Raw genomic sequence first — 14,285 nt, forward strand, 5'->3', positions numbered from 1 at the left:
GCGCATTCGTCATTCGGAATTCATCCTTGCTAATTCTTAGTTCGTGTGTTTTATACACTATATATGTCGAAACCGTCGCATGCCTCCCCCACTCCAGCCTCACGTCCTCGCGGGTGGATGAAGGCGCTGGTCAGGAATGCAGCAGGCGTGAGCTGCCTGGAAAAGCCCGTGCCTGAAGTGGCGGCCGATGAAGAAGTGTTGATCAAAGTATCTCGCGCCGCGATCTGCCGCACGGATGTCTATGCCGCCCAGGGACTCATTCTCGTCGCAGACGGTCGTGTGCTGGGCCACGAGTTCACCGGCGTGGTCGAGGTTGTGGGGGCCGCCGTCTCGCGCTTCAAAACGGGCGACCGCGTTGTGGTCAACCCGCTGCTCTCCTGCGGCATCTGTCCAGAGTGCAGCGCGCTGCGTCCGCATGACTGCGCGCATGCCGGCTTTTTAGGCATTCACCAGGACGGCGCCTTCGCTCAATGGATCGTCATGCACGAATCCCAAGTTTACGCGTTGCCAGATGAAATCAGCGATGCCGTCGGAGCCTATGCCGAACCTCTCGCCGCCACCATGGCGATTCTGGATGCAGGGCTTCCACCCAGAGGAAAGATCGCCGTCACGGGAGTGGGCCGCATCGCAAAGCTGACGCACTTCATTCTGGAAGACCATGGCTATTCCGCCGAACTGGTTTCATCACAAGCAGGCCACGAAAGCGAATTCGATGCCGTCGTGGAGACAGATCTCTGCTCCGCCAATGCGGAGGTCACCTTGCGCATGCTGCGGCCCGGCGGCCTGCTTGTCTTGAAAAGCCGCACGCCTGCCGCGCTGTTCCTGCCCCAGCTGCTTTGTATCACCCGGCGCCTGCGCATCCAATGCGTCCACTACGCCGCCTTTGACCGCGCCATGGGCTATCTCGGCAGGTGTGCCCACAAGCTCGCTGGCTTTGTCGGCAGCGAATGGTCGCTGGACGATCACGCGCAAGCCTTTGCCGCAGCCTGTGCCGATGAAGCATTGAAAATCTACTTCAAACCCAACGGCTGAAATTTATGTGCGGCATCGCGGCCATTTACCATTCGCAGCCAGACACGCTTCGGCCGCGCCTGCAGGCTGCCCTGAGCGCCATGAAACATCGCGGCCCTGACGGCTCGGGGATCTGGCTCTCAGATGACGCTGCCATTGGCCTCGGCTCCGTGCGCCTGGCGGTCATGGGACTCGCGGATGGCCGCCAGCCGCTCAGCAACGAGTCCGGTACCATCCACGCCGTGGTGAATGGCGAATTCTACGACTTCGAGCGCCTGCGCTCCGGTCTGGAATCGCGCGGTCACGTCTTTGCCACTCACAGCGACAGCGAACTGCTCGTGCATCTCTACGAGGAGCATGGCCTGGACTGCCTGCGCCATCTGCGCGGCGAGTTTGCCTTCCTCCTCTGGGACGAGCCAAACCGCCGTCTCATCGCCGCACGCGATCGCTTTGGCATCAAGCCCCTGCATTTCATTCAGCAAGGAGGCGAGTGGTTGTTCGCCTCCGAAGTCAAAGCCCTGCTCGCGGCGGGAGTCGCACCCCGCTGGGACGAGTCCGCCCTGCTGCATTCTCTGGCGCATCAGTACCTGCGACCACGTGAAACCCTCTTCGCCAGTGTTCGCCAGATCCCACCCGCCCACCTGCTCGTGCTCCATGAAAACGGCGCACGCGAAAGCTGCTACTGGCAGCCTTCCTTCGAGCCGGATGCCACCATCACACCCGCGGACGTGCGTGCAGCCTTTGAAGAAGCCGTCCATCTCCGCCTCCGCAGCGATGTGCCCGTGGCCTGTGCCCTCAGCGGTGGCCTGGATTCCACAGCAGTCGCGGCGCTGACCGCCCAGCGCGGTCCGGTGGACTGCTTCTGCGTTCGCTTCGATGCTCCGGGCTACGATGAAGGCCCGCAGGTGCGCGCAGATGCCCTGCCGCAGTTCCGCATCCACGAGGTCGCCGTGTCGCGCCAGGACCTCGTCACGCATCTGCCTGCTGCGGTGCATCAATCCGAAGGCCTCGCCATCAATGGCCAGCTCGTCGGCAAGCAATTGCTCGCGCGTGCCATTCATGCGGCTGGCTTCAAAGTCGTGCTCGCAGGCGAAGGCGCGGACGAAGCCTTCCTCGGCTACTCCCATTTGCAGCAGGACCATACCGGCACCGCTGCCGCCTTCGCATTGCAACGTGGCGTCATGCTCCCCGCCGAAGGCGAAGCCGAAGAGCACTGGCGCAGTCCTTCCTGGCTCCCTGCGCTGCCCACCTTCCTTCGCGCCAAGCTCGCCACCGGCAGGCACTTCGCTGCCCTCACGCGTGAGCCGTTCGACTCCCAGCACATCCTCGACGGCACCCTCGCAGAGATGGACCAAACCCAGGCCCTGCCCGCACGGCAGAGCGCCTGGCTCTGGGCGCGCATGTCTCTCGCTCAGTACATCCTGCGCACGCTTGGCGATGGCACGGAGATGGGCCACTCCATCGAAGCACGTCTGCCTTTTCTCGATCATGTTTTGTTTGAACTCGCCGCACGCATTCCCGCGCAGGCGCTGCTCAGCGCAGACAGCTCCAAGATCATGCTGCGCGAGGCCCTGCGCGGCTTGGTGCCAGAGGCCGTGCGTCTCCGCCCAAAACATCCCTTCCTCGCTCCACCGCTTTCGCATGATCCGCAGACGAGGGACTTCGTTCAGGACACCCTGCACAGCACCGCCTGCCGAAACCTGCCGTTGCTGGATCATCGCGCCGTTCTCGACTGGAGCGCGCACCTCGAAACTCTCCCAGAGCCAGAGCGCACCCGGCTCGATCCCGTGCTCATGCAACTCCTCACCGCGACCTTGCTCCATCAAACTTACCACATGACATGAACACGACCACAACCCCGCCTTGGTGGGAGACATTCTACGATGAAAACCTCGCCAACATGCTGCTGGAGCAAACCAGCGCGGCAGAGATCGAAAAATCCGCCCACTTCCTCATCCAGCAGCTCCATCTCCAGCCCGGTGCCTCAGTGCTGGATCAATGCTGCGGCTCTGGCCGCCTCACCTGGGAGTTCGCTCGTCGCGGCTATGCCATGCGCGGCATGGACCTCATTCCAATTTACATCGAGCGCGCCCGCAATCGCGAAGGCACCATACAAAATGCGCCTTCATTCGAAGTCGCGGACGCCTTTGTTTTCAAAGCTGACCCGCCATGCGATGCCGTGTTCAATTGGTGGACGAGCTTCGGCTATGCCGAATCAGATGACACCAATCAGCTCATGCTGCGTCGTGCCTGGGAGTCGCTGCGCGCAGGCGGTTTTTACGCGCTCGATTTCATGAACGTGCCCGGCCTCTATCGCCATTTCCTGCCGCATGTCATCACTCGCAACGGCGAGGTCACCCTCATTCGAGAAAGCACCCTCGACCTCTCCGCCAATGTCATCCGCAAGCAGTGGACCTACTTCCTTCAAGATGGCCGCCGCATCGTTCATCACAGTGCAGTTCGCCTGTACGATCCCGCTGCGCTGCGTCGCCTCTTCGAAGGTGCTGGCTTCACCGACGTGACATTTTTCGGCGATGTGGACGCCTCGCCCCTCACGCTCAACAGCCCCCGTTGCATCGTCATAGCCCGCAAACCTCTATGAACAGTCCCTTCTTCAAAACATCCCTCCCGGCGGACAATCTCGCCATGCGTCAGCAGGTCTTTGATGGCGCGGTGTTTCTCAAGCCAGCGGACGCCGCCTCGCAGTCCCTCGTTTCCCGCGTGATCGATCTCATGCAGGAGCATCTCGGACTGGAGGACATCCGCACGGCTCACCTGCATCTGAGTGCGGAGGAAATGTTCTCGCGCATCGGCGCGCTGCGCCGCATCGTCTATCTCGAGGCCGAGTTCCATCAGCGCGTGCGCGATGTAGTGGCGGAATGCGGCCTGGACCCCGCTCGCGTGGCCTTTGATCCCATCCGCCTTCGTGTGGTCCAGCCCGGCGGCCATCGCAATCCCCTCGCTGCGCCCGTGTATTATCCGCATCGCGATACCTGGTATGCTCACTCTCAGAGCATGATCGTGTGGTGGGTGCCCCTGCATGATCTGCAGCCAGAGGAAACCTTCGTCTTTTATCCCGATCAACTCAGCCAGCCCGTGGCCAATGACTCCGAGATCTTTGACTATTCCGACTGGATCAAGGACGGCCCCGCACTGAAAATCGGCTGGCAGAAGCGCGACTCCGGCATCACCGCAAAGTATCCCGGATCGCTGGAAAAAACGATGCCAGCTCATGCCGAAGGCTTCTCCTGCCGTGCCGGGGAGCACCTCATTTTTTCCGGGGCGCATTATCACAAAACCCTCCCGCACGACTTGGAGCGCACGCGTTACAGCCTGGACTTCCGCATCGTGCATCTGGATGATGCCGCCGCTGGCCGTGGAGCACCGAATGCGGACAACCGCTCGCGTGGCAGCACTCTCCCTGACTATGTGCAGCCCTGACGCCACGCGTTCCTTCGTCTGGAATCTGGCCCGCGTGGTCGAGGCTCATGCTGAAAACATCGCCATCGAAACCGCACAAGGCACAGTCCTCACCTACGCGCAGCTCTGGCGGCGCGCACTGGAGCTGCGGGCACACATGGAGCAGCACAGCGTGACGCCAGGCTCCACGGTGGCCATTCTTCTGCCACGATCGCCCGATTTCGTGGCTGGCATCATTGCTGTCTGGTTGTGCGAGGCGGTGGCTCTGCCGCTGGATGTACACACGCCCGCACTGCGCCTTCAGCAAATGATGCAAGAGGCAGCTCCAGTCTTTGTGTTGCATGAGAAAGATCCGGTTATCGCGGCGCCCATCCGCGAAACCATTCCTCCCACCAGTCTCAATGCCCCGGCCTACTTGATCTACACCTCCGGTTCAACCGGTCAGCCCAAAGGCGTGCTCGTCTCTCACGCCGGACTCACCAACGTGCTGGCGGCGCAGATCGAGCTGTTTCAGATCATACCACAAAGTCGCTGCCTCTGGATGCATGGCACCAGCTTTGATGCCTCTCTTTCAGACATAGGCACCGCGTTGCTCGCTGGCGCTGCTCTGTGCTTTGACCAACAGAAGCCCCATGATCTGACCTCGATCCAGCGCATGCGCATCACCCACGTCGATCTGCCGCCTGCACTGCTGCCCTACCTCGATGATAATGCCGTTCTGCAAACCATCATCATCGGCGGCGAGGTCTGCGCAGCTTCCGTGATCCGAAAATGGGCCTCCCGCACACGCCTCATCAATGTCTATGGCCCCACCGAGGCCACGATATGCACCAGCATGATCGTCTGCGATGCGCACTGGGACCGCCCATGGATTGGCCATCCCATTCCCGGCATCGCCTACACCGTCTGTGATGACTCAGGGCGCGAACTGCCCTCAGGCACACCCGGAGAGCTTCGCATCTCCGGTGCCCCGGTGGCGCTCGGCTATCCGTGGCTGCCGGAATTCTCCGCCCATCGTTTTGTCGATGGCGGCAAAGCCTATCGCACCGGCGATCTCGTCGTCAGGCACGACAACGGCGGCTACGAATTCCTCGGTCGCGTGGATCGCCAGTTCAAGCTCAACGGCCGCCTCATCTGCCCGGAGGAAGTCGAGCGCGTGCTGCTGGAAACCGGCCGCGTCAGGCGTGCTCATGTTTTGCCCTGGAGTCGCGGCCCACGCATGCTGCTCGCCGCTTGTGTCGAATCAACCGAAGACACCGCCACACTCCGTGCGCTGCTCGAACCCACACTTCCCGGCTGGATGATTCCTTCCGCCTGGCTGGTCACTGACTCCATGCCGAGCCTTGCCAACGGCAAGCCAGATGCCGCGGCCATACAGTCTGCCTTGTTTGAGACGACAGGACCCAAGGCCGCCACCGCTTTCTCCTCAGATGAAGAGCTCGTGCGCCAGCTTTTTGCCCAAAGCCTGCAGCTTGCTGAGATCGGTCTGCACGAAGATTTCTTCACCGACCTCGGCGGTGATTCACTCGCCGTCGTCTCACTCATGGCGCTCGCGGCTGAGCGTGGCGTCCCGCTGCCAGCAGATGCAATCCATCGTGGCCGCTCCGTCGCCGGCGTTACTCGCCTGATCCATGAAAACGCCACCGAAGCGATGTCACGCGAAGCCTTGCAGGGTAGGTTCCGCGTGGACCTCGCCTTCCAATCCGCCGCTGCATCACCTCCTCAGTGCATTTTGATCATAGGCGCCACAGGCTTCCTCGGCACCGCTTTACTGCCCAGGCTGAGCGGACGTGTGCTCGCCATGTCTCGCGGTGGCACTCTGCGCGGGGATGTGCGCCTGGAGCGCTTCGGCTGGGATGAAGCACAGTGGCAGCAGCGCGCTTCCGAGGTGGACACAGTCATTCATCTTGCGGCAGATGTGCGCTTGTTTGCCCCCTATGCCGAGCTAGAGCCCACTCAGGTTACCGGCACGCTGAACGTTCTCCGCTTTTGCGCCACAGGCCGCGCCAAGACCCTGCACTATGCATCCACACTCTCGGTCTTCGTCGATGCCGACCCGCCGGAATCATGCTGCCGCGAAGACGACCTGCGCCGGGACATCACGCAGGTACATGGTGGATACGCTCAGACGAAATGGGTCGCCGAGCAGCTCGTGCTGCAGGCCCGTGATCGTGGACTGCGCACAGCAGTTCACCGCCTTGGCCTTTTATCGCTAAACACAGAAACAGGGCGGGGACCAGCCCTCGACTGGCTCACACTCGCCCTGCCAGGACTCGTTCACCTTCCTGCGAATGCCATGCAGGAGTGTGACCTCACGCCAGTCGATTACGCAGCACGCGTCATGGCCCATCTCATCCACCGCAATGCCGAGGGCATCTTTCACATTGCCAGTCCAAAACCGGTGACGCAGGCTGAATTCGCCGCGCTTCATACCAGCCAGCCATCAAACGCTGTCTCCACGCTGGCAGGCCACAGTTCACACCGCTCGCTCAATCTTTTCAAAAGCACCGGTGTCCGCTTTGACATGCGCAACACCACGCAGGCCATCGTCGGCAGCGGCATCGAGTTTCCAAACATCACCACCGATTACTTGCGCAGATGTTTGCGCCATGCAGAACTCTTCGCCACGCCATGACACACCCTGCACAGACCGGCATGCTGCTCGGCAAGTTCCTCCCGCCTCACTTCGGCCATGTCTATCTCGGCGACTTCGCCCGGCACTTTGTCAAAGAGCTCACCATCGTCGTCGGCACGCTCCAGCGTGAACCCATCCCCGGCCACCTGCGCTTTGAATGGATGCGCCAGCTTTTCCCCGGCGTAAACGTGGTGCATCTCGATGAAGAACTGCCACAGGATCCTTCCGAGCACCCCGACTTCTGGCATCTGTGGCAGACCGCATTGCAGCGCATCCTGCCCTGCCGTCCCGAAGTGATCTTTGCTTCCGAACCCTACGGCCAAAAACTCGCCGAAGTCCTCGGCGGTCGTTTCATTCCCGTAAACCCAGACCGCAGCATTCGCCCTGTCAGCGGCACTGCTGTGCGTGCAGATCCCTACAAACACTGGGACCTCATTCCCCCGCCGGTGCGTGCTTGGTATGCCAAACGCGTCTGCATCTTCGGCCCCGAATCGACCGGCAAATCCACGCTGACACAAAATCTCGCCACGCATTTTCAAACCCTCGCCGTGCCCGAATACGCCCGCACCTTGCTCGAATGGCGTGACGGCAAACTCGACCCCGCAGACCTCCCCGACATCGCGCGCGGTCAGGCAGCAAGTGAGGACGCACTCGCACCCCACGCCAACCGCCTTCTTTTTACCGACACCGATCCCCTCGCCACCCGCGTGTGGTCTGAGTTCATGTTTGGCCAAACAGATCCCGCAGTCACCGCACTGGCGGAATCACGCCGCGCCGACCTCTATCTCCTCACAGATGTCGATGTCCCCTGGGTGCCCGATGTGGTGCGTTATCTTCCCAATGACGGCGCCAAGTTCCTGGAGCGCTGCGAGCAGGCGCTCATCGCCACAAATCGCCCCTATGTAAAAATCAGCGGCTCTTGGGAGCAGCGCATGCAGACGGCCGTGGCAGCGGTGGAAACGATGATGGCAAAACGATAGACCGGTTCTCAAAAAGATTGCCATTTTGATCCGGCGAGCGCAGCGGCCTCAGTGGCAAGGCGGGAGCGCCGCCTGCTATTTGAAAATAACAGGCAAGCGACCAACGCAGCCAGTGGGGCCGCTCCGCCGCCGGGCAAGGTGGCAAGATTTTTGAGAGCCGGTCCAATCGTAGTTCGCGATTTTCGGTTTCTGCCTAAAGTCGCCTCCCCCATGCCGCAGATCAGTTATCCCGCAGACCTCCCCATCACGGCCCGCCGTGAGGAAATCGTCGCGGCCATCCGTCAAAATCAGGTCGTCATTCTCGCGGGTGAGACCGGCTCCGGCAAAACCACGCAGCTTCCCAAAATGTGCCTGGAGGCCTTGCACGATGTGCGCGGCCAAATCGGCTGCACTCAGCCGCGTCGCGTCGCTGCCATGAGTGTGTCCAAGCGCGTCGCCGAAGAGTTGAACGTGCCATGGGGCAGGGAAGTCGGCTGCAAGATGCGCTTCAGCGACGACACCAGCCGCGACACCCGCATCAAGTTCATGACAGACGGCATCCTCCTTGCCGAGATCCAGAGCGACCCCATGCTCCGGGCCTACTCCGTCCTCATTCTCGATGAAGCGCACGAGCGCTCCCTGAACATCGACTTCCTCCTCGGCTACCTCGTCGGCCTCCTCAAAAAACGCCCAGACCTCAAGCTCCTCGTCACCTCCGCCACCATCGACACCGAGGCCTTCTCCGCTGCCTTTGGCGGTGCTCCCATCATCGAAGTCTCTGGCCGCCTCTACCCTGTCGATATCCGCTACGCCCCCCTCCTCGGCGGTGAAGACGACTACGGCTTCATCGACGGCGCCGTCGCCGCCGTGGAAAATGCCCTCATTGAAACCGACGACGGCGATGTCCTTGTCTTCATGCCCACCGAGCGCGACATCCGCGATACTCGCGATCTCCTCGATGGCCGCCTCGGCGCAGGCTTCGAAGTCCTCGCCCTCTTTGGTCGCATGGCCTCCGCCGAGCAGCAGCGCATCTTCCAGCCCGGTCGCAAACGCCGCGTCGTCATTGCCACCAACGTGGCCGAAACCTCCATCACCATCCCGCGCATCCGCTACGTGGTGGATACCGGCCTCGCCCGCATCAGCCGCTACAATCCACGCACCCGCACCAAGCGCCTGCCCGTCGAGGCCGTCTCCCAGAGCAGCGCCAATCAGCGCGCGGGCCGCGCCGGGCGCGTGCAGGACGGCATCTGCATCCGCCTCTACTCACAGGAGGATTTTGAAAAGCGCGACCGCTTCACCATGCCGGAGATCCAGCGGGCAAACCTCGCTGAAGTCATCCTCCGCATGAAGGCCTTCAAGCTTGGCGAGATCGAGGACTTCCCCTTCATCAATCCTCCCGTCAGCGCCGCCATCCGTGCCGGTTACGATCTCCTCCACGAACTCGGCTCTCTTACCGAAGTTCACGAGCTAACTCCACTCGGCCGCGAACTCGCCCGCCTTCCACTCGATCCCACTCTCGGCCGCATGCTTCTCCAGGCTCGCATCGAGAAGGCCCTTCCCGAGCTTCTCATCATCGCCGCCGGTCTCAGCATCCCCGATCCACGCGAGCGCCCGGAAGAAAAACGCGAACTCGCCAACGCCGCCCACAAAGCCTTCGCCGCACCCAACTCCGACTTCCTCACCCTCCTCAAAATCTGGAACGCCTCCCCTGAGCCAACCGGCAACTCACGCAACGCCCTGAGAAAGTTCTGCAAAGGCAGCTTCCTCTCATTCACCCGCATGCAGGAGTGGCGCGACGTGTGGAAGCAGCTCTGCGACTCCTTCAGCGACGATTTGCGCCAGCCCACCCCGCCAGCCACTGACGACGCCATCCACCGCAGCATCCTTGCCGCCCAGCTTGGTCACATCGCCATGAAGGAGGAGCGCAACCTCTACAAGGCCGCCGGCAATCGTGAAGTCTCCGTCTTCCCCGGTTCCAATCTCTACGAACGCCGCGAAAAAAACGGCAAGGGCAAGCCCGGCCAGGGGCAGGACAAAGGCCGCCAGCCACTCTGGATTGTCGCCGGAGAAATCGTTCACACCTCGCAGCTCTTCGCCCGCACGCTCGCCAAGATTGATCCCAACTGGATCGCCGAACTCGGTGCTCATCTCTGCCAGTTCAAATACAGCGAGCCTCATTGGAATCTCAAAGCCGGTCGCGTCCTCGTCACCCAGCGCGTGCTTATTCACGGCCTCGAGGTGAAGCGCCAGCACATCGACTTCCTCAAGGTCGATGCCGTCGCAGCCACGCAGATGTTCATCCGCGCCGCTCTCATCGACAGCCAGGAGGTGCCCATCACCCTGCGCTTCTACGCTCACAACAACAAGCTGCGCCAGAAGATCGAGACCATGCTCACCCGCGTGCGTAGCAATCGCGTTTACGCCATCGAGGAGCGACTCTTCCGGTTCTACGACGCCCGCATTAAAAACGTCTCGTCCATTCACGACCTCAACCGCTTCGTCAAAGAGCACATTGAAGAGAAGCCCGACTTCCTCTGCGCCACCGAGAACGACCTCACCGCCGGCGAAGACTTCGAGGCCGACCTCCAGATGTTCCCCGATCAGGTCGCGCTCGCCAACACGGCGCTGCCCGTCACCTACAATTACCAGCCCGGCGCAGAAACCGACGGCGTCACCGTCCGCGTCCCCGCACAGCTCGCAGGACATCTCACCAGCGGCCAGATCCAGTGGATGGTCCCCGGCATTCGCGAAGAACTCGCCAACGTCATGCTGCGCGCGCTTCCCAAAGTCATTCGCCGTCAGTTGATGCCCATCGATCCCAAGGCCCGCGAAATCGCTGGCTCCTTCGATCCTGGCCGCGATGACTTCCTCGTCGCCCTTGCCGATTTCATCACGCGCCACTACCGCATCCACGTCCGCGCCGAGGACTGGCCGCCGCAAAGTCTTCCCGCGCATTTGCAGCCACGCGTTGAAGTTCTCGATCCCAAAAAGAACACCGTCATCGCCGCCAGCCGCGACCTCGACTCCATCCGCACCACCATGCAGAAGCAGGACCCGCGCTCAGACGCCTGGGACAAGCTCCTGCCTCGCGTCGAACGCTTCGCCCTCAAATCCTGGTCCTTCGGCGATCTTCCCGAAACCATCGTCGTCGAAGAACTCAACGGCACCCCCATCCTCGGCTACCTCGGCCTCGTCCTGCGTGACAGCGAGATTGACGTCCGTCTCTTCCGCACCTCCGCCGAAGCCGCCCGTGGGACACCCGCCGCTGTGCGCAAGCTCGCTGAAAACACCCTCAGCAAAGACCTCGTCTGGCTCCCCAAAGAACTCCGCAGCATCAGCGGCCCCGCCATCAAGCCGCAACAGCTCGCTAGCTTCCAGGCCGCCCTCAATTCGCTCAATGCACCCGCAGCCGCTCCTGCATCCAATCTCGCTCAGCAGGCCCACGAGCACATCCTTGCCCACATGCTGCGCCTGCAGCCCACCTTCCCGCTCACCGAAGCGCGCTTCTTCAAACTCTGCGAAACCGTCCGCCGTGACCTGCCCGCCGTCACCCATAAAGTGAAGACCCTCTTCACGCAGATCCACGACCTCCGCACCAAGCTCCTCGCTCTGCCCAAACGCTACCCCGGCCTGGAACAGGACGTCGCTCGCCTCATCCCCGCCGATCTCCTCGCCACCACCACACACGAGCAGCTTCAGCATCTCCCGCGCTATTTAAAAGCCATCCAGATCCGCAACGAACGCTGCCTCGCCAATCCCGCCAAGGACATCGAAAAATACAACTTCATCGCCGACTTCGAAGGCTGGCATTCCCACATTCCCAAATCCCAGCACGGAACCTTCCGCTGGATGCTCGAAGAATACCGCGTCCAAGTCTTCGCCCAAGAGCTTGGCACAGCCCAGCCCGTCAGTGCCAAACGCCTCCAGGCCATGTGGGTCTAAAAAAGTAGTCTTGTTCCTGCGGAACAAGGAATGCCATCAACTGGTATATAGCTCCCTGAGAGCGCGGCACTCCGATGCCGTATCGCCGCAAACACCCAGCCCTCCGTCATCCTCCCTCACCCCCTCTTCCTCGCCTCCATGCACCTCCGGTCCAGCGTCCTCACATCGCCCCTGTCCGAAACCGTGAAGTTACCGCCCGACACACTGCGTACAGTCACCCCGATCGCGCTCATGCTTCCCAGCCGCTCACATTCTTGGTCATAGGTCCGGATCCACCCGCCCTCCACCGTCACAAAAAAGTCCGAGGTAAACCCCGCCACTTCCACACGAGTGTTCGGCATGCGGCCCACGCATTCGCTGTTTTCATCATAGACCCAGATTTGGCCGTCCTTGTTTTCAATGTTTGAGATCGCCATGCAATGACTCGAACCAAGCACGATCCTTCAGTGCAGAGAAGCACAAACTGGCTTTTCACGACGTTAGAATGCCAATGAAACTCTCTCTCCTGGCCCTTCTCCTCGGAACCGCCCTTCACGCCGCACCTTCTCTCATCCTCCACCACGGCAAGGTCGTCACCGCAGACAAAGATTTCCGTATTGCCGAAGCCCTCGCCATCAATGCAGAGGGTCGCATCACCGCCGTCGGAGCCAACGCTGAAATCCTCGCACTGAAAGACGAGTCCACGCAGCTTCTTGATCTCGCTGGCAAAACCATCCTCCCCGGCCTCATGGACTCCCACGTCCATCCCGGCGCGGCCATGATCGAGTTTGATCACGAGATCCCCACCATGGAAACCATCGCCGATGTGCTCGCCTATCTCAGCACCCGCGTCAAAGCCTCCCAGCCCGGCGAACTGATCAGCGTTCGCCAGATCTTCATCACACGTTTGGAAGAAAAACGCTACCCCACGCGTGCCGAACTCGACCGCATCGCGCCCGCCAATCCCGTCGTCTTCTCCACAGGCCCCGACTCCATGCTCAACAGTCTCGCGCTCAAGCTCGGCGGCTACTCCCGCGACTACAAAGTTCCCAACGGCAGCGCAGGCGTGATGGAGGTCGATGCCAATGGCGAACCCACAGGCCTCCTCCGCAGCCTCAGCCACAACGTCAAGGCGCCCACCTCCACGAAATCTCCCACCGCCGAGGACACCTACCGCCGCACTCTCGAACTCTTCCACGACTACAACTCCGTCGGCCTCACTACCGTCGCGGACCGCGACTCCAGCTTCAAACAGATCGAGCTCTACCAAAAGATGCTCGCAAAAAATGATCTCACCGTCCGCATGCGCCCCTCCCCCGGCATTCCTCCGATGGGCCTCTGGCCCGCCTGTGAAAAAGCCATCGATGAAGTCATCCTGCATCCTCTCACTAAAGAAGACCCCATGCTCCAGATCATCGGCACCAAAGTCTATCTTGATGGCGGCATGCTCACCGGCAGCGCATTGATGATCGAACCCTGGGGCATCAGCGAAGCCTACGGCATCAGCGATCCTCAATACCGCGGTGTGCAAAAAATCACACCCGACCGCCTCAAACAGCTCGTCGAAAAAGTCACCGCCTCAGGCCTGCAGTTCACCGCGCACAGCGTTGGCGATGCCGCCGTTCAACTCCTCATCGACACCTACGAAGCCGTCGATGCGCAAAATCCCGGCAGCGTCCGCACCGCCCGCAGCAGCGTCACGCACTGCAACTTCATGCATCCTGACTCCATCGCCAAAGCCGCCAAGCTCGGCGTCTGCATCGATCTCCAGCCCATCTGGCTCCACATGGACGGCCGCACCCTCATGGGCCACTTCGGGGCGCCGCGCATGTCCCGCTTCCAGCCGCTCCGCGCCTGCTTCGATCAAAAAGTGATCGTCGGCGGTGGCAGCGATCACATGCAGAAAATCGGCTCCTTCCGCAGCATCAATCCCTACAACCCCTGGCTCGGCATGTGGACCTCCATCACCCGAAAAGCCCGCAAACTCGACCAGCCCGTCCACATTGAAAACGCCCTCACTCGCGAAGAAGCCATCCGCCTCTACACCATCAACAACGCCTTCCTTCTCAAAGCCGAAAAAAATACCGGCAGCCTCGAATCCGGCAAACTCGCCGACCTCATCCTCCTCGATCGCGATCCACTCACTTGCCCCATCGACGACCTCGTCCAAACCCAGGTCCTCAAAACCTGGCTCGGCGGCAAAGTGGTCTACGAAAAGAAGTAGCGTCGAACTGCGCGCCAGCGTCCCCGGAGTGCGGTGCTTCAGCACCCCTTTCGCCACACCCACCGAAAACAAAAGCCACCATCCCCTCCAATCTTCCCCAACCCTTCATCACTGT

General features: G+C 61.3%; 9 protein-coding genes. 8 read left to right on the forward strand and 1 reads right to left on the reverse strand.

The features are described from left to right. Positions 1-63: 63 nt before the first annotated feature. From ACILSO_RS03055 to hrpA, 7 genes are all read left to right on the forward strand, one after another. A complete protein-coding gene (locus ACILSO_RS03055) occupies positions 64-1,032 on the forward strand; it encodes an alcohol dehydrogenase catalytic domain-containing protein (protein WP_395735892.1) in 969 nt (322 codons plus the stop codon). A 5-nt stretch (positions 1,033-1,037) separates the two neighbouring features. Continuing rightward, positions 1,038-2,855 (forward strand): asparagine synthase (glutamine-hydrolyzing), encoded by a 1,818-nt coding sequence (gene asnB, locus ACILSO_RS03060; protein WP_395735893.1) that lies wholly within the window; start codon positions 1,038-1,040, stop codon positions 2,853-2,855. Beyond that, entirely contained in the window at positions 2,852-3,613 is a 762-nt protein-coding gene (locus ACILSO_RS03065; RefSeq protein WP_395735894.1) for a class I SAM-dependent methyltransferase, read from the forward strand. The genes asnB and ACILSO_RS03065 overlap by 4 nt, the downstream gene beginning before the upstream one ends. Further along, complete coding sequence (locus ACILSO_RS03070) at positions 3,610-4,452, forward strand: hypothetical protein (protein WP_395735895.1); 843 nt, start codon at positions 3,610-3,612, stop codon at positions 4,450-4,452. Before ACILSO_RS03065 ends, ACILSO_RS03070 begins: the two co-directional genes overlap by 4 nt. Next, positions 4,439-7,066: an AMP-binding protein gene (locus ACILSO_RS03075; protein WP_395735896.1), complete on the forward strand. Its 2,628-nt coding sequence runs from the start codon at positions 4,439-4,441 to the stop codon at positions 7,064-7,066. The genes ACILSO_RS03070 and ACILSO_RS03075 overlap by 14 nt, the downstream gene beginning before the upstream one ends. Further along, on the forward strand, positions 7,063-8,046 hold the full coding sequence (locus tag ACILSO_RS03080) for an AAA family ATPase (RefSeq protein ID WP_395735897.1): 984 nt from the start codon (positions 7,063-7,065) through the stop codon (positions 8,044-8,046). The genes ACILSO_RS03075 and ACILSO_RS03080 overlap by 4 nt, the downstream gene beginning before the upstream one ends. Before the next feature lie 210 nt (positions 8,047-8,256). Further along, a complete protein-coding gene (gene hrpA, locus ACILSO_RS03085; RefSeq protein WP_395735898.1) occupies positions 8,257-11,967 on the forward strand; it encodes an ATP-dependent RNA helicase HrpA in 3,711 nt (1,236 codons plus the stop codon). A 116-nt stretch (positions 11,968-12,083) separates the two neighbouring features. On the opposite strand, the gene ACILSO_RS03090 is transcribed toward hrpA, so the two are convergent. Then, positions 12,084-12,383: a hypothetical protein gene (locus ACILSO_RS03090; protein WP_395735899.1), complete on the reverse strand. Its 300-nt coding sequence runs from the start codon at positions 12,381-12,383 to the stop codon at positions 12,084-12,086. 74 nt (positions 12,384-12,457) lie between these two features. On the opposite strand from ACILSO_RS03090, the gene ACILSO_RS03095 reads away from it, so the two are divergent. Further along, a complete protein-coding gene (locus ACILSO_RS03095) occupies positions 12,458-14,170 on the forward strand; it encodes an amidohydrolase (RefSeq protein WP_395735900.1) in 1,713 nt (570 codons plus the stop codon). Positions 14,171-14,285 lie beyond the last annotated feature (115 nt).

This window comes from Prosthecobacter sp. (genome assembly GCF_044226605.1).
Classification (GTDB): domain Bacteria; phylum Verrucomicrobiota; class Verrucomicrobiia; order Verrucomicrobiales; family Verrucomicrobiaceae; genus Prosthecobacter.